Origin of the sequence: Pseudomonas nitroreducens NBRC 12694, assembly GCF_002091755.1 — a bacterium.
GTDB classification, from domain to species: Bacteria; Pseudomonadota; Gammaproteobacteria; order Pseudomonadales; family Pseudomonadaceae; genus Pseudomonas; species Pseudomonas nitroreducens.
This window is the reverse complement of sequence record NZ_BDAI01000002.1, coordinates 273,835-290,460: the sequence shown is the minus strand read 5'-3', so window position 1 is coordinate 290,460 and position 16,626 is coordinate 273,835. Positions and strand designations below refer to the sequence as shown.

The window sequence follows — 16,626 nt, the reverse complement described above, 5'->3', positions numbered from 1 at the left end:
CGGCGGATAACGCTGACGCGTTATGCGCCCTACGAAGGGCGCCAAGGCTTCAGCCGAACTTCCACCCCGCCGCCGCCAGCCGCGCATCCAGCGTGGCGAGGTCGGCCTCCACCCGCGCTGCCGGTTCCGGCATGTAGGCCAGCGGATCGGGCAGCGAGGACGGCTGGCCGAGGAAGCCTTCGGTCGCCGCGTGCAGGCAGTAAGCGCTATACGCCGGGTTGTAGCCGCCCTCCTGCACCACCAGCAGCCGCCCGGCGCACAGCTCGTCGGCCAGCGCACGGGCACGGCGGGCCAGGCGGTTGAAGCCCTGCATGGTCACCAGTTGGCGGCCGTTGGGATCGAACTGCGAGGCGTCCAGGCCATTGGCGATGATCAGCAGATCGGGCTTGAACGCGCGCAACGCCGGCTCGACAAAGCGGCTGAAGACCATCTCGTAGAGCTGGTCGCCAGAGCCCATCGGCAGCGGCAGGTTGAGGTTGCTGCCCAGTCCCGCGCCAAAGCCGCGCTCGTCCACCGCGCCGGTCTGCGGGTGGCTCGGGCCCCAGGCGCCGTGGTCCATGTGCAGCGAGACGGTGAACACCGAGGGATCGTCGTAGAAGCCTTCCTGCGTACCGTTGCCGTGGTGCACGTCCCAGTCGACGATGGCGACGCGTTCCAGGCCAGCCGCCTGTGCGGCGCGCGCGGCAATCCCGGCGTGGTTGAAGAAGCAGTAGCCGTCCGCCATGGCCGGCGCGGCGTGGTGACCCGGCGGGCGCACCAGGGCCATGGCCGGATGGCCGCTGGCCAATACGCTTTCCAGCGCCGCCAGGCTGGTGCCGGCAGCGGCCAGCAGCCCGGCGAGACTGCCGGCGGACATCAGCGTGGTGCTGCTGAAGCGCTTGCCGGCGGCGTCCGCCTCGAAGATGCCGCTCAGGTAGTCGGCATCGTGGAAGCTCAGCAGATCCTCTTCGCTGGCGTGGCGGCCTTCGTGCCAACGCAGCGAGCCGGCCACCGGCCCGCGCTGGAGGATGGCGCGCATGTTGAGCAGCCGGGGATTGCTCTCCGGGTGCAGCAGCTGTTCGGCCAGCAGGTCGCTGGGCGGCGCCTCGAACACGCCGGCGGCGGTGTCGTGGCGCAGCACGTCGTCGTGCCAGAAAACATCCATCGTGTGACTCATCAGAAGCCCTCGGTTTCCATCACTGCGCGCGCAGGCGCAGACAACTGACACAAGTTCGCCCCCGGCCAGACCGGGGGCGAACGCCCATCAATCGATGATGGTGAGTTCCGGCGCCAGCTCGGAAAGGCTCGCCGAGCCCTTCTCGCCGCACAGCACGGTGTCGCCGAGCTTGATACCGAAGCCTTCGTTGTACAAGGACAGGTTGGGCTCGATGGAGAACGACATGTTCGGCTGGAACACGTGGTCGTCGGCCTCGTCCACCATCATCGCTTCCAGCCAGGTCGGCGGGTAGGCCAGGCCCAGGCTGTAGCCGATGCGGTGCACGCGGGTACGCGAGAGGTCGATGCGGTCGAGGATCTGGTTGCACACGCGGTTGGCCTCGCCCACCGGGGTGCCCGGCTTGGCGATCTCGATGGCGGCGTTGAACGCCTCGGTGAGCAGGGTCGCGACTTCCTTCACGCGCGGGCTGGGTTTGCCGATCACTGCGGTGCGCATGAGGATGGCGTGATAGCGGTTGCACACGCCGGCGTGTTCGAGGATCACCACGTCGCCATGGCTGATGGTCTGGCGGTGCGGCATGGCGTGGGTCATGGTGCTGCGACGGCCGGTGGCGCACATCGGGCTGATCGCCGAGTACTCGCTGCCGGCGCGGCCCAGGGCGTTGGCGACGATGCCCGCTACTTCCACCTCGGAGATGCCCGGCCGCAGTGCCTCGAAGGCGGCCAGCATGCCCTGGTCGGCCATGCGTGCGGCGCTGCGCTGGTACTCGATTTCCTCGGCAGTCTTGATCAGGCGGTTCTCGGCGACCAGCGGGCCGGCGTCTTCGAAACGGGCTTCTGGCATATAACCGAGCAGCGCGTTGTATTGTGCCGGAGAGAAGGTCGAAGCGGTCATCTCCAGGCCGATGCGCGCCTGGCTCAAACCCGCCTGGGCCAGCACGTCGGCAACGATCTTCAGCGGGTCCTGCTTGGCGATGTCATAGAAGATCGCCTCGTTGATGCACGACAGCTCCCAGGTGCAGGGCTCTTCGCTGGTGCGGGTGAGGAACACAGGCTCGGCCAGCTTCGGCGAGATGATCAGCGCCTGGTACCAGAGGAAGCCCAGGCTGTCGAAGCCGCTCAGGTAGTTGATGTTGTCCGGGTAGTTGACCACCAGGGCATCCAGGCCACGGTCGGCCATGCGGCGTTTGACGGCTTCGACGCGTTGACGGTAGGTGCGAGCGGGGAAAGCAGTAAGCATGGGGATTCCCTCCTCAGGGACAAGGTGCAAGCGACACAGGTGTTGTTGTTTGGGGCCGCCATCCAGCGGCCGTATGCGGGGTTGAAACAGTCAGCTGGGTGGTTGCTGTCGCGCCAGGTACAGGCGTACCAGCATCACCACCAGGGTGAGGACGATCATCAGGGTGGACACGGCGGCAATCGCCGGGTCGAGGTTGTAGCGCAGGCCGTCCCAGATGCGCTTGGGCAGCGTCACCACGTTCAGGCCGCTGGTGAACAGGGTCACCACCACTTCTTCCCAGCTCATCACGAAGCCCATGAAGAAGCTGCCGAGCACACCGCCGCGCACGTTGGGCAGCAGCACGTTCCACAGCGTCGGCCAGAGCCCGGCACCGAGGGAGCGCGAGGCCTTGTACAGGCTCTGGTCGAGCCGCGCGTAGGCCACCAGCATGGCGATCACCGAGTACGGCAGCGCCATCAGCAGGTGGCCGAAACCGACGCCCAGCAGACTGTCGAGCACGCCCAGGCGCGCATCGAGGTAGTAGATCGACATGGCCGAGACCACCTGCGGCACGATCATCGGCAGCAGCACGATGGCGGTCAGCAGCGTGCGGTGCCGGCGCTGCAGCCAGATGCCGGTGGCGAACAGGAAAGCCAGCGCCGTGGAGAGCGCACCGACCACCAGGGCCAGGCCCAGGCTCTGCAGGATCGACACCAGCCAGGCGCCGTCGAACAGCGTCGCATAGTGACGCAACGACCAGCCGCCGTCCGGGAAGGCCAGGTAGCGCTGGTTGCCGAACGACAGCGGGACGATCACCAGGATCGGCAGCAGCAGGAACAGCGCGGACAGCGCCAGGGCGGCCCAGGACAGCCAGCGGCCGACCTGCGGGCGTGGCAGTTGCGGCTTTTTCACGCCCTTGGGCATGGCGGAGAGATAGGTTCCCTGCGGAGTCACAGCTCAGCCCTCCCAAGCAGGCGGCGGTAGCCGATGAGTTGTCCGAACAGCAGCGCGCAACCGACCACCAGCAGCATCAGCACGATGCTCAGCGCGGCGCCCAGGCCCCAGTTGGACAGCTGGAACATCTGCACGTAGATGTACTCCGCGAGCATTGCCGCCTTGCCGCCGCCCAGCAGCGCCGGGGTGACGAAGCAGCCGAGGCTGAAGACGAAGACGATGGCCGATGCGGCGACCACACCGGGCAGCGTCAGCGGGATGAAGATGTCCTTCAGCGTCTGCCAGTGGCTGGCGCCCAGGCTGCTGGATGCGCGCAGCAGGCTGTCGTCCACCTGCTTGAGCGACGACAGCAGTGGCAGCACCGCATAGGGCACCATGAAGTGCACCATGCCGATCAGCGCGCCCAGTTCGTTGCGCACCAGCGGCGGCGGCGCGTCGAACCAGCCGGTGGCCATCAGCCCCTGGCTGACCAGCCCACCGTTGCGCAGCAGCACCAGCCAGGCAAAGGCGCGGATCAGCATCGACAGCCAGAACGGCAGCAGCACGAACAGCTCGATCAGTTGCCGGCCGCGCGGCGTCGCGAACCGCCAGCGGTAGGCGATCAGGTAGGCGATGGCGACGCTGATCGCGGTGGTCAGCAGGCAGATGCGCAGGGTGCGCCAGATCACGGCCTGCAGGTTGGCGTTGTCGGCAATCGCCGCGTAGTTCTGCGTGCCCCACTCCGGCAGGCTGAAGCTCCAGCCCAGCACGCCGAGGGTCGGCAGCAGGTAGCCGACCACCACCAGCAATGGCAGCGGCAGGATCAGCAGGCCGTAGACCGGCAGCACGCCCGGTGCGAAACGTCGCATCTCAGCCACCGATCAGCGCGAGGTAGCGCTCCAGGGTTTCGCCGTAGTGTTCGGCATGCCACTTGTTGTTCAGCGACACCTGCTTCTTCAGGTTGTCCGGCGCGGTGGGGTTGATCGCCTGCAGCTGGGCGCTGAGCAGGTCGTTGGCCGCAAGGTTCACCGCGCCCATGTTGTAGACCTCCATGAGCTTGGCCTGCACTTCCGGCCGCAGCGCGTAGGCGATGAACTCCATGGCCGCCTTGGCGCCGGCCGGGTTGCCCTTGGGCACCATCCACACCGAAGGCGAGACGATGCCGCCGTCGAAGCTCCAGTCGATCTTGCCGCCGGTGTCGTTCTTCACCAGCTCGGCGCGGGTGTGCCACATCTGTGCCATGCTCACTTCGCCATCGCGGATCAGCTGCTGCGACTCGGCTCCGGTGGACCAGTGGGTGGCGATGTGCGGCAGCAGTTCCTCGATCTTGCGCAGGGCGCGGTCCACATCCAGCGGGTAGAGCTGCTCCGGCGGCACGCCATCGGCCAGCAGCGCGCATTCGAGGTTGGCGCTCATCCATTTGTAGAGGGTGCGTTTGCCCGGGTACTTCTTCACGTCCCAGAAGTCGGCCCAGGACTTGGGCGGGTTCTTGCCGAACTGCTCGTGGTCGTAGCCGATCACGTAGCTGTAGGTGTAGTTGGCGAGGCCGAAATCATGCACGTCGCCGTAGCCGATCAGCGACTTGTCGACGATGCCGAAATCGATGGGCGCGAGGAACTTGTCCTTGCCCAGGCGATAGGACGAATACATCTCGCCGTCGCACACGTCCCAGCGCACCGCGCCGCTGCTGACCTGGGTCTTCAGCGCACCCTCGGTGGGGCCGCTGCCATCGATCTTCAGCGCCAGCCCTGCCACCTCGTTGAAGCCACCGAAGCTCTTCTCGAAGGCCGGCACCGCATCACCCCCCCAGTTGGCCACCACCAGGTTGCCGCCGGCAGCAAAGGCGCGGCCGCCGGTGCCGAACGGCAGCGCGCTGGCGGCGGCGAGCAGCAGCAGGCTGCGGTTGAAATCACGGCGGCTGATGCCGGCGCGCTCGCCCTTCTGGGCAGCGATTTCGATGGCGTCTTCGATGAAGCCTTGGCGTTCTTTCATGGTGATTGCTCCCCGATCGTTGTTTTCGTTATGTGGTTGTCAGGCGGACAACAGGTGGCAGTGCTGCGGCGACCAGCTGCACCAGTAGCGCTGGCCGCTGCGCAGATCGGCCAGCAGCGGGTGCGCGACCGGCAGGCGCAGGTCGAGGCGCTCGCCCTGCTCCAGGGTCAGTTCGAGGTTGACGTGGGCCCCCTGGTAAGTGGCATTGCCGACGGTGGCGCACAGGCAGTTGTCGCGGCCGGCGTCCTGCAGCGGGCGCAGGTCGATATGCTCCGGGCGCACGGCCAGCCAGCTCTTGCCGCCCTGGCTCGCCTGGGCCGAATGGGCCACGCGCAGGTGCTGGCCACGGAAATCGCAGAGCGTGGCCTCGGCTTCGCGTCGTACCACACCGACCTCCAGCAGGTTGGTGTCACCGAGGAAATTGGCGACGAAACGGCTGGCCGGGCGTTCGTAGACTTCGCGCGGGGTGCCGACCTGCTCCAGGCGGCCCTTGTTGAACACGGCGATACGGTCGGACAGCGCCAGGGCTTCTTCCTGGTCGTGGGTGACGAAGACGAAGGTGGTGCCGAAATCCTTGTGCATGCGCGCCAGCTCGCCCTGCATTTCCTGGCGCAGGCGACGGTCGAGGGCGGACAGCGGTTCGTCGAGCAGCAAGAGCCTGGGTTTGAACACCAGCGCACGGGCCAGCGCCACGCGCTGCTGCTGGCCGCCGGAGAGCTGGGCGATGCCGCGATTGCCCATGCCGGCCAGGCCGACGCGCTCCAGCACCTCGGCCACCCGGCGCTCGATCTCCGCGCCCGGCACCTTGCGGATGCGCAGCGGGTAGGCGACGTTCTGCGCCACGCTCATGTGCGGGAACAGCGCGTAGCCCTGGAACACCACGCCGAAATCGCGCTGGTCCGGCGACAGCTGGGTGATATCGCGGCCGTCCATCTCGATATGCCCTTCGCTGGGCTCGACGAAGCCGGCGAGCATCATCAGCGTGGTGCTCTTGCCCGAGCCCGAAGGGCCGAGCAGCGTGAGGAATTCGCCCTGGCGAATGCTCAGGCTGAGGTCGCTCAGGACCTGCAGGTTGCCGTAGCGCTTGCCCAGGCCGAGCAAGTCGACGAAATGCTGCATGGCGGGTCTCCAGCCGTTTTTCTTGTTGATCGGTGTTGGCTTGGTGCTTTTTTTGGATTGGCTTGGGGCCATCTTCTGTGCAAATTTAACTAACGACAATTCAATAGATTTCCACCTGAATCGTTAGTCAAATTCACACAAAAAGGTCTTCCATGCGTCAGAACAGTGCGTTCCGAATGCCTTCCCTCATCGCCCTGCGCGCTTTCGAGGCGCTGGTCCGGCAAGGCAGCATCAGCCGTGCGGCGCTGGAGCTGCACGTCACCCACGGGGCGGTCAGCCACCAGGTGAAGAAGCTCGAAGAAGAGCTGGGCATGGCGCTGGTGGAGCGCCAGGGCAAGGGCGTGAAACTGACCGCCGCCGGGCGCCAGCTGAGCCAGCAGATCAGCAGCGCCTTCGACCAGTTGCGCGACATCCGCCGTGCCCTGCCCAGCGAGGAACCCGCCGGCGAACTGCGCATCGCCTGCGCCCCGGCGCTGCTGGCACGGGTGTCGTCGCTGCTGGAGAAATTCCTGCGCAACTACCAGGAAGTCGCCCTGCACCTGCTGCCGATGAGCAGCGACCTGGGCCAGGTGGACATGGTGATTTCCTTCGGCGAGACGCACATCGAAGGCCAGCGCTTCGCCGCGCTGGGTGACATCCGCTACTTCCCGGTATGCAGCCCCCGCCTGCTCAACACCCAGGAACACCTGCGCAAACCGCGCGACCTGGCGCGCCAGGTGCTATTGCACGAGGACGATGGTTTCGACTGGAGCCGCTACTTCCTCGCCGCCGGCGTACCCGGCCTGCAGGCGCGGCAGAACGTCTTCCTGCCCGACGCCTACCTGACCATCCGCGCCGCGCTGGCCGGCGGCGGCGTGACCATCAGCGACCACATCCTGGCCGGCGAGGAGCTGGCCGAGGGCCGCCTGGTGCGCCTGTTCGACATCGACTTCCCAGCGCCCCACCCCTACTTCCTGATCATCCCGCCCCACGGCAACCAGGCCCTGGCGCGAGAGTTCGCAGATTGGTTGCTGCACGAGCTGGAGGCGATTCCGGCGTTTGATTGAGGAGCGAAATGCTCTTGTAGGATGGGTGGAGGCTATCCGGCAGGGCCCGCGTTGGGCGTTCGCGAGCAAGCTCGCTCCTACAAAGAGCACCATGGCGCACCCTGTAGGAGCGAGCTTGCTCGCGAACAAAGACCCGCTGTGGCGGGCGGCTATGTCCTCAGAGCTTCCGCCCACCGAGCAGGAAATGCGACAACGCCGGAATCAGGATCAGCGCCCCGAGCATGTTCCAGAGGAACATGAAGGTCAGCAGGATGCCCATGTCCGCCTGGAACTTGATCGGCGACCAGGCCCAGGTGATCACACCCGCTGCCAGGGTCACGCCAACCAGCGCGACCACCTTGCCGGTGAAGGCGACCGCCTGCTGATACGCCACCGACAGTGGCAGCCCGGCCCGCTGCAACTGCAGCTGCACGCTGAGCAGGTAGAGCGCGTAATCCACTCCAATCCCCACGCCCAGGGCGATCACCGGCAGCGTGGCGACCTTCACGCCGATGCCCATCATCACCATCAGCGCCTCGCAGAGAATCGAGGTGAGCACCAGCGGCAGCAGCGCGACCAGGGTTGCGCGCCAGCTGCGGAAGGTGATCAGGCAGAAGATGCCGACCGCCGCATAGACGTAGAACAGCATGCGGTGGTTGGCCTCGCGCACCACGCGGTTGGTCGCCGCCTCGATGCCGGCGCTGCCGGCGGCGAGGAGGAACTGGCGGTCCGGGGTGCTGTTGGCGCGGGCGAAGTTCTCGGCGATGCCGGCCACTTCGTCCAGGGTTTGCGCCTTGTGGTCCTTGAGGAAGGCGATCACCGGCATCAGCGAGCATTCGGTATTGAACAGCTCCGGGGTGTTCACCGAGGCCTGCTGGGCGGCGTAGTTGAGCACGTCCTGGTTGCGCTGCAGGCTGGCGAACTTGGGGTTGCCCTCGTAGGTGCCGGCGGTGATCTGGCGCACCGCGTTGACCAGCGAGGTCGTCGCCTGCACACCGTCGTGCTGTTGCAGCGCCCAGCCGAGGCGGTCGGCGAGGATCAGCGTGCGGTAGTTCAGGCAGCCTTCCGGCGCGGTCTTCACCATTACCGCGAAGAGGTCGCTGGAGAGCGCGTAATGGCTGGTGATGTAGGCGTTGTCGCGGTTGTAGCGCGAGTCGGCGCGCAGCTCCGGCGCGCCGGCGTCGAGGTCGCCGATCTGCAGGTGCTGGCTGACCAGCAGCCCTCCCGCGCCGAGCAGCGCCGCCACGGCCAGGGCGATAGTCGCCCAGCGCCGCTCGGTGAAGTGATCCAGTAGCGCCCACAGCTTGCCGAGGCCCTGCCGGCGATCCACCTGACGTTCCTCGCGCAGGGCGCGCTCGGCGGCACGCTGGCTGACACCGACATAGGACAGCGCCACCGGCATCATCAGCAGCGACGTGAAGATCAGCACTGCCACACCGATGCTGGCGGCGATGGCCAGGTCCTGGATCACCGGGATGTCGATCAGCATCAGCACGGCGAAGCCCACCGCATCCGACAGCAGCGCGGTGACGCCGGCCAGGAACAGGCGGCGGAAGGTGTTGCGCGCGGCCACCTGCTTGTGGGTGCCACGGCCGATGTCCTGCATGATCCCGTTCATCTTCTGGGTGGCGTGGGACACGCCGATGGCGAAGATCAGGAACGGCACCAGGATCGAGTACGGGTCCAGCGCGTAACCCAACCAGGCCACCAGGCCGAGCTGCCAGACCACCGCCAGTAGCGAGCAGCCGATCACCAGCAGGCTGCTGCGCAGGCAGCGGGTGTAGAGGACGATGATGACGAAGGCGGTGACCACCGCCAGGCCGAAGAACAGCATCACCCGCAGCAGACCATCGATCAGGTCGCCCACCAGCTTGGCGAAGCCGATCACGTGCAGGCGTACTGCGCCCTTGCCCTCTTCGCCTGCGGCGAAGGCCCGGGCATCGCCCAGGTATTCGTACTTCAGGCGCAGCTCGTCGAGGGCACGGGAGAATTCGCGGTAGTCGATGCCCTTGCCGGTGGCCGAGTCGCGGTCCAGCAGCGGCACCACCAGCATGCTGGAGCGGAAGTCGTTGCCCACCAGGCTACCGACGATGGCGGCGCGGGCGATGTTCTGGCGCAACTGGCCGATGGCCTCGGGCTTGCCGTCGTAGCCGTCGGGCATCACCGGGCCGCCCTGGAAGCCTTCCTCGGTGACCTCGGTCCAGCGCACCGCCGGCGACCACAGCGACTTCATCCAGGCGCGGTCGACGCCGTGGCTGAGGAACAGCTGGTCACTGATCTGCCGCAGGCTGGAGAGGTAGGCCGGGTCGAAGATGTCGCCGTTGGGGTTCTCCACCACCACCCGCACCGAGTTGCCCAGGCCGCGCAGCGCGGCGCGGTTGTCCAGGTAGTTGCGGATGTAGGGATCGCCGTGGGGGATCATCTTCTCGAAGGCCGGGCGCATCTCCAGGCGGGTCACGGCCATGTAGCCCAGCACCAGGGTGACCAGGGCAATCAGGGCGATGAACAGCGCACGGTGGTTGAACACCAGGCGCTCCAGCAGGTTGCCGCTGTGGGCGTCGAAGTCCCGCAGTTCGCGGACTACAGGCATCTCGCCTTGCTTGAGGTCGACCATCAGGCTGTCTCTCTTTCTCTTGTTCTTATGAAGGGCCGGCGCACTCAGCGCACCGGCATGGCGTTCTCGCGAACGCCGCGGGTGCCGACCAGCAGCAGGCGGCCGGGGCCGGCCACGGCGCCGCTGACGGGCAGGCGCTCGGCCAGTTCCAGCGGTTTGAAGCTGACACCGCGGTCATCGCTGACCAGCCCCTGGCCAGCCTGGCTGAACAGGTACAGCCGGCCGCTGGCGTCGAAGCTGGCGGCGGTCAGGCTCACCGGCAGGCCGGTGTCGACCGCGCTCCAGCTCTCTCCACCGTCGACACTGCGCACCGCGTGCCCGCGCAGGCCGTAGGCGAACACCAGGCCAGGCTGCGCGACCACGCCGAAGAAGCTGCCGGCATAGGGCGATGGCAGGGCGACGAAGCGTTCCTGCTGGCCCTCCTGCTGGTGGGAAAGGCGCAGCAACAGGCCCTGCTCGCCGACGATGAACAGGTCATCGCCGCTGGCCGCGATGGCGGTCAGGTGCAACGCCTGGGGGTTGTCGATGCGATGGTTCCAGGGCTCCCAGGTGCGCCCGCCGTCGCGGGTATGCAGGATCAGGTTGAAGGCACCGACCACGAAGCCTTCATTGGCATCGCGGAACCACAGGTCGAGGAACGGCTTGTCGGCGCCCTCCTCCTTGAATCGCCGCGCCTGCTCCAGCCAGGTAGCGTTGTCCGGCTGCGGATGGGCGGCGTAGTAGTCGAGCATCAGCTGGCCGATCTGCCGGCCATCGAGCTGGCGCTCCCAGTGGATGCCACCGTCGGCGCTGTGCAGCACCACGCCATCGTGGCCCACGGCCCAACCCTCGTTCGGCGTCGGAAAGTAGACGGCAGTCAGGTCCGAGCTGACCGGCACTTCGGCCTGGCGCCAGTGGCTGCCGCCGTCGTCGGAGTACAGGATATGGCCGCGCTGGCCGACGCTCACCAGCCTGTTGCCGGCACGGGTGACGGCCAGCAGCGGTACGCGGCTCGGTGCGTTGCTGTAGGCCGCCGGCAGGTCGAGCACGTCGACGAAACCATCAGCCTGTTCGCCAGCCTGGACGCCGCCCGCCAGCAGCAACGCGCCCAGGAATAACAGGCGCTTGAAGGGGATCTGCATGGAGCTTTCCTCGGGTAGAGCAGCGGCGGCTCCGGGGGAGCCGCCACTTCTTTCGTCAGCGAATACCGCTACCGGCCAGCGCCTCGGGGGACCACTGGGTCTTGGCCAGCGGGTCGATGTAGCTGATGCCGCCATACGGGCCGACGACGCCGTTGATGTTGTAGGAGCCGGCAGTCAGGTCGTAGATCATGAACGGCGTCGCGTCCGGGATGCGCTTGTCGTAGCTCTGGCTGAGGAAGGCGAAGGAGCCGCGATAGAGCTGGCCGCGAGCGTCATATTGGTCGGAAGCCAGGGCCACCCAGCTGTCTTCGTCGAGGTAGAAGCGACGCTTGGCGTAGATGTGCCGCGCGCCGGATTTCAGCGTGCCTTCGACGACCCACACGCGGTGCTTCTCCCAACGCACGTAGTCGGGTGAGAGGTGGTTGGGCGTGACTACCGGCTTGATGTCGCTGGCATAGGTCAGGCGGTAGGTGTTGTAGGGCACGATCATTTCCTGCTTGCCCACCAGCTTCCAGTCGTAGCGGTCCAGCGCGCCGTTGAAGACGAACACGTCGTCGTAGGTGCCGGCGCCGGCCATGCCGGGGTTCGGCGTGTCGTAGGCGAGGTTCGGCGCGAGCTTCACGCGACGCTGGCCGGGCAGGTACTGCCAGGCGCGGCGCGGCTGCTGCAGCGGGTTAGCGGCGTCCTTGAGCATCATCGCCTCGCCGGCACGTCGGGCCGGGCCGCTGTAGTACAGCTTCATCTGGTAGTAGACCTCGGAGCCTTTCACCGGCTGGGTGAGGTCTTCGTACACCGGGTAGTTGATGAAGGCCTGGCCGGTGGTGGCAAGGTTCGCGCTGCCCGAGGCGTCGACGTTCCAGGAGTCGTACTTGGCCTTGATGTTCACGCCCTGGTAGCGCAGCAGGAAGTTCCACATGGCTTCCGCGCCAGTCTGCGGAATCGGGAACGGCACGCCCGGCAGCGCGTTGTCGATGGCCGTGCCGCCTTCCAGGGACTGCGCGGTGACGGCGTTCTTCTTGCTGTTTTCCAGCACGGTATCCGGCAGCGCGGCGCTACGGTGGGTCGGATAGACGTCGACGCGGAAGGTCGGATAACGCTTGGCCAGCTCGACGGTGGTGGCCGACAGCTGGTTCTTGTACTGCTCGACGTTCTTGCCATCGATCACCAGCAGCGGCTTCTCGCCGGCGAATGGGTCCGGGCGCATGGAATCGCCGGCCTTGAAGCCGGCCGGGGCGTTGGTCAGACCGCCGGCGTAGGCGGGAATCGAGCCGTCGCTGCTGGCGGCTTTCTCGGCGCCGACCAGGGTCAGGGTGCTGCCCAGCTGGGCAGCGTCCTGCGGGGAGACAGCGGCCTGGGCCAGACCGCAGAGGGTCAGGCCGAGGGCGGTGGCGATCAGGGTGGGTTTGAATTTCATGCTGGGTTTCTCCTGCTTCGAGAGCGAAGCCTTACGTGAAATCAGAAGGTGGCCTTCAGGGAGGCGGTGACCATGCCGCGGTCCTTCAGCAGGGGCGCGAGGCCGCCTTGCGAGGTGATCTGGCCGGGGATGCACTGGTACTGGCCGTTGGCGCCGGGGGTGTTGTTGTCGCGGCCGCTCTCGCAGGTATCGAAGGGGCCGAAGGCGTCAACGTATTTCAGGTCCAGGCGGTACTTCTGGTGGAAGTCCGCGGCCACGCCAACGGAGTAGCTGCCGGCGTCCTCGTTGCCGCCCAGTTGCACCGCCGAGTTGCCGTGCAGGCCGACGTTGTAGGACATGGGCATGGACAGGTCGACGCCGGGGAAAGCCTGGTACCAGGTCGGAGTGAAGTTGGCCGACATGGCGTAGGCGTTGGTGGTGACCTTGTCGACACCGTGGTAGCTGGAGTCGCCCTTGAAGGTCTGCTCGCCTTCGGTGACGTCGATCAGGTGCGTCAGGGTGCCTTCCACCGCTAGCGACGAGGCGTCCCACAGCGGAGTGGCGCCGAAGGTCACCAGGCCGTTGAGCACGAGGTGGAAAGTCTTGCCTCGGGCAAGGCCCGTGTCGCCGTCGCTGGGCAGCTCGCCGATCAGGTTGGCGCCATTGACCGCGCCGCGCTTGGCGGCCGCGTAGAGGGTCGAGTTGACGGTGGTGAAGTTGCTCGCCAGCGGCATGTTCTCGCGGTAGTTCAGGTCCATGCCGACGCTCACGCCGGCGATTTCCTTGGACAGGCTGATGCCGTAGATATCGATGTCGTCGGCGTAGGCAGTGATGTAGTTCATCCCCTGCAGGCCGGCGAGGCCGGGCTTGTGCAGGTTCGGTGCGTCGATGAGTACCGCCGGCAGGGTGTCCGAGGTCTTGCGGTAGTAGAAGCCCAGGGTGCCGTCGAGCCACTCCGGGCTCCACTTGGCCATCAGGCCGAAGTCGCCGGTGTTGTTCGGTTCGCGGTCGTGTCCGCGGGGCGCGGCGTAGAAAGCATTCTGCGCCGGCAGCGGCAGCCAGAAGACGTTGCCGCCGTCGTTGAGCATGTCGTAGGGGCCCATGTAGGTGCCGCCTTCGGGGAAGCGCGAGTTCTCGAACTCGAGGAAGTACTGCGCGGCCAGGGTCAGCTCGGGGTTTACCGTCAGCGAGGCGGACAGCTGGTTGCGCGGCATGAACAGCTCTTTCGCCTCGGTGCCCGGTACGTTGTAGAGCTTGCCCAGGTCCAGGGCCGACTGGCCGTAGTTGATGCCGTTGGCGGCGCTGAACAGCGTCTCGCCCCAGTAGATGGTATGGCGGCCGAGCTTGCCGCTGAGCTGCATGTCGTCGCCGACCTGGTGGCTGGCGAAGACGAAGGCATCGAGCAGCTCGCCCGATGGACCGTTGTAGTAACGGTCGGCGAAGGTGCTCAGGCCGTGGGTGGCCGGCTGCGCGCCACGCGGGGCGATTACCGTGCCGTTGCGGCTGACCAGGTGGCCGGCGTTGCCCTTCTGGCCGGGGAACGGGTTGTCGGAACCGACATCATCGTAGGCATGGTCGTACCAGCCGGCGGCGCTGAGGCGGAAGCCCATGCTGTCGCGGTAGACGAAGTCCAGTTCGCTGAGCAGGTCGAAGCGCTGGGTCACCGGGGTGCCGGAGGAGAAGTTGCGGTCGCCGTCGTTGGTGTTGGCGGTGCCGGCGATCTTGCTGTTGGGCGACTCGACCCGTTGCCCGTAGCTGAGCTTGACGGTGTTGTCGAAGCGGATCGACAGGTCCGGGTTGCCGGTGTCCAGTTCGAAGGCCTGCAGGGGCTGGCCAGCCATGGCGGCGAGGACTGCGGTCGCCAGCAGGCAGCGCTGCAGGGGACGATTCGGATTGCTCTGGTGATGCATGCGTGTGCTCCGTTTCTTGTTGTGGTCGGGACGCTTTCCGGGCCCGTCCCGCAGCCCCTTCTTTGCTCTGGAAGAGCGTGCGCCGGGGCGCACGAGGGCCTGCCCCGGCGCGAACGCCGGAACCGGGGGTTGTCGTTGAGTCAGGTGTGGTGGATCAGTGGTCCAGCATCTGGATCAGTGCTTCGGCCTCTGGCCAGTCGCCGAACCCCGAAGCGGGATTGAGGTGGCCGACACGGCCCAGCTCTACCAGGCTCGCGCCCCAGGCCTCGGCCAGTCGCCGTACGGCATCGGGCGTGGCCAGCGGATCGTTGTCGCTGCACGCCACCAGGGTCGGGAACGGCAGAGGCTGCTGCGGCAGCGGTGCCCACCCCATCTCGGCAAGCACGGCAGGCCTGGGATAGTGGGCCGGCCAGTCGCCGTCCAGGTCCGGCGGGGTTGCCAGCAGCGCGCCCTTGATCGGCCGGCTGTAGCGCGCCGCCCAGTGCGCGACCATCAGCACACCGGCGCTGTGGGCCACCAGGATCACCTCGCCGTCGATGCCTTCAAGCTCGCACTGAATGGCTTCGATACGGGCGTTCAGGTCGAGTTTGTTCTCGGTCAGTGGCGGCACGCTGCGAACATTGGGCAGGCGCTGCTGGAGCAGGGTCTGCCAGTGCTCGGCCACGTGGTCGCGCAGGCCGGGAACCATGAGGACGGTGGTGGAAGATTTATTGTTGTTCACCGGTTCACCTTTCAGTGATTTCGAACTTGTTGGACAGACAGTAGAGATGCCCCGGTGGCGGTGCTTTGCATTGAGCGTCAGGCACTTCGCATTTGATGACAGCCTGCCCCCCACCCGGCATGTCGTCGCTGAGCCAGGGGCCGTGCGTTACGGGACGTACGGTGCATTCCAGAGCGCCGGAAGCACTGGCCGAAGCACGAACTTTCGTACACGCTTGGTTACAGCTGTCGCTAGAATCTGATGTCATCGACCCAGCCAGCGTGCGCCCCGGTCGCCAGGTGTCCATGAACCCTGCCGACACGGAGCAACCACAAGAACAAGAAGGCGATTCACGCATGACCCCAATGGTTCGCATTGCGGCCCTCACCAACTACCTGGAAGTGGCCAGGCACCTGGGCCTCAACCCGCAGCAACAACTGAGTGCGGTGGGCCTTTCCCAATCCATGCTCGAGCACCCGGAGCAGCGCATTCCCGTTGCAACGGCAGTGACCCTGCTGGAAGAGTCGGCGCGCATCAGCGGCTGCGAAACCTTCGGCCTGCGCATGGCCGAATCGCGCCAGCTCGCCGACTTTGGCGTGATCAGCCTGCTGTTGTCGCACCAGGCGACGCTGCGCGAGGCGATGGATACCATCATTCGCTATCGGCACCTGCTCAACGAATCCCTGGCGCTGTACGTCGACCAGGAAGGCAAGATGGCGATCCTGCGCGAGGAGCTCCTCACCGTACCGCCAATGCCCATGCGCCAGGGCCTGGAGCTGGCCCTGGGCACCCTCTACCGCCTCTGCGCCGCCCTCCTCGGCCCGCACTGGCGACCGATCAGCGTCAACTTCAGCCACGACGCCCCGGCGGACCTGCAGGTGCACCGCCGGCTGTTCGGCTGCAAGATCGAGTTCGGCAGCGAGTTCAACGGCATCGTCATCCCCGCCGCCGACCTGGACGCCGCCAACCCCATGGCCGACCCGGCCATGGCCCGGCATGCGCGCAGCTTCGTCGACTCCCTGCCCGGCGCCACCGACGGCAGCACGCTGAACGAGGTGCGCAAGTCCATCTACCTGCTGCTGCCCATGGGCCGCGCGACCATCGAGCAGATCGCCCAGTCGCTGGGGTTGAACGTGCGCACGCTGCAACGGCGCCTGGAAGACAACGGGGTGACCTTCTCCGACCTGATCAACGAGGTCCGCCGCGAGCTGGTGCTGCGCTACATGGAGAACCCGCGCTATTCGCTGGGGCGCATCGCGGATTTGCTGGGGTATTCGATGCCCAGCTCCTTCACCCGCTGGTTCGCCGTGCAGTACGGGATGTCGCCGGCGGCGTGGCGCAAGGAGCATCTGGGGCGGGAGGGGGAGTAATTTTTCCCTGAGGGGAACGGTGCCGTGCGGTTCGCGAGCAAGCTCGCTCCTGCAAGAGCACGCCCTGGCTTTGGC

Annotated in this window: 13 protein-coding genes; 2 read left to right on the top strand and 11 right to left on the bottom strand. The window is 66.6% G+C overall.

The window, feature by feature from the left end:
• Nucleotides 1-49: 49 nt before the first annotated feature.
• The 6 genes from PNI01S_RS07210 to PNI01S_RS07185 all read right to left on the bottom strand — a co-directional run bounded on the left by PNI01S_RS07210 (nucleotide 50) and on the right by PNI01S_RS07185 (nucleotide 6,418).
• Nucleotides 50-1,144, bottom strand: coding sequence for an arginase family protein (locus PNI01S_RS07210; protein WP_051445556.1), 1,095 nt, complete (start codon nucleotides 1,142-1,144; stop codon nucleotides 50-52).
• Nucleotides 1,145-1,243: 99 nt separating this feature from the next.
• Nucleotides 1,244-2,395, bottom strand: a complete 1,152-nt coding sequence (locus PNI01S_RS07205; RefSeq protein WP_024762764.1) for a M24 family metallopeptidase — start codon at nucleotides 2,393-2,395, stop codon at nucleotides 1,244-1,246.
• Between the two features lie 90 nt (nucleotides 2,396-2,485).
• Nucleotides 2,486-3,328, bottom strand: a complete 843-nt coding sequence (locus PNI01S_RS07200; protein ID WP_196913645.1) for an ABC transporter permease — start codon at nucleotides 3,326-3,328, stop codon at nucleotides 2,486-2,488.
• Nucleotides 3,325-4,176: an ABC transporter permease gene (locus tag PNI01S_RS07195; RefSeq protein WP_054909776.1), complete on the bottom strand. Its 852-nt coding sequence runs from the start codon at nucleotides 4,174-4,176 to the stop codon at nucleotides 3,325-3,327. Before PNI01S_RS07195 ends, PNI01S_RS07200 begins: the two co-directional genes overlap by 4 nt.
• A 1-nt stretch (nucleotide 4,177) precedes the next feature.
• The gene (locus tag PNI01S_RS07190; RefSeq protein WP_084357698.1) at nucleotides 4,178-5,299 is read right to left on the bottom strand and encodes an ABC transporter substrate-binding protein; all 1,122 of its coding nucleotides are present in this window, start codon (nucleotides 5,297-5,299) and stop codon (nucleotides 4,178-4,180) included.
• 39 nt (nucleotides 5,300-5,338) lie between these two features.
• Nucleotides 5,339-6,418, bottom strand: coding sequence for an ABC transporter ATP-binding protein (locus PNI01S_RS07185; RefSeq protein ID WP_084357697.1), 1,080 nt, complete (start codon nucleotides 6,416-6,418; stop codon nucleotides 5,339-5,341).
• 176 nt (nucleotides 6,419-6,594) lie between these two features.
• On the opposite strand from PNI01S_RS07185, the gene PNI01S_RS07180 reads away from it, so the two are divergent.
• Nucleotides 6,595-7,464, top strand: a complete 870-nt coding sequence (locus PNI01S_RS07180; protein ID WP_045207678.1) for a LysR substrate-binding domain-containing protein — start codon at nucleotides 6,595-6,597, stop codon at nucleotides 7,462-7,464.
• A gap of 157 nt (nucleotides 7,465-7,621) precedes the next feature.
• Here PNI01S_RS07180 and PNI01S_RS07175 read toward each other — a convergent pair whose 3' ends face one another.
• The 5 genes from PNI01S_RS07175 to PNI01S_RS07155 form a co-directional block, all read right to left on the bottom strand.
• Nucleotides 7,622-10,057, bottom strand: a complete 2,436-nt coding sequence (locus PNI01S_RS07175) for an efflux RND transporter permease subunit (protein WP_084357696.1) — start codon at nucleotides 10,055-10,057, stop codon at nucleotides 7,622-7,624.
• A gap of 44 nt (nucleotides 10,058-10,101) precedes the next feature.
• Nucleotides 10,102-11,178: a WD40/YVTN/BNR-like repeat-containing protein gene (locus PNI01S_RS07170; protein ID WP_084357695.1), complete on the bottom strand. Its 1,077-nt coding sequence runs from the start codon at nucleotides 11,176-11,178 to the stop codon at nucleotides 10,102-10,104.
• 55 nt (nucleotides 11,179-11,233) lie between these two features.
• Entirely contained in the window at nucleotides 11,234-12,592 is a 1,359-nt protein-coding gene (locus PNI01S_RS07165; protein WP_084357694.1) for a DUF1329 domain-containing protein, read from the bottom strand.
• A gap of 41 nt (nucleotides 12,593-12,633) precedes the next feature.
• Nucleotides 12,634-14,481, bottom strand: coding sequence for a DUF1302 domain-containing protein (locus PNI01S_RS07160; protein ID WP_084357693.1), 1,848 nt, complete (start codon nucleotides 14,479-14,481; stop codon nucleotides 12,634-12,636).
• A gap of 154 nt (nucleotides 14,482-14,635) precedes the next feature.
• Nucleotides 14,636-15,169, bottom strand: a complete 534-nt coding sequence (locus PNI01S_RS07155; protein ID WP_065086636.1) for an RBBP9/YdeN family alpha/beta hydrolase — start codon at nucleotides 15,167-15,169, stop codon at nucleotides 14,636-14,638.
• A 377-nt stretch (nucleotides 15,170-15,546) separates the two neighbouring features.
• Between PNI01S_RS07155 and PNI01S_RS07150 the strand changes: the two genes are divergently transcribed.
• Entirely contained in the window at nucleotides 15,547-16,551 is a 1,005-nt protein-coding gene (locus PNI01S_RS07150) for an AraC family transcriptional regulator (protein WP_051445555.1), read from the top strand.
• Nucleotides 16,552-16,626: the final 75 nt, after the last annotated feature.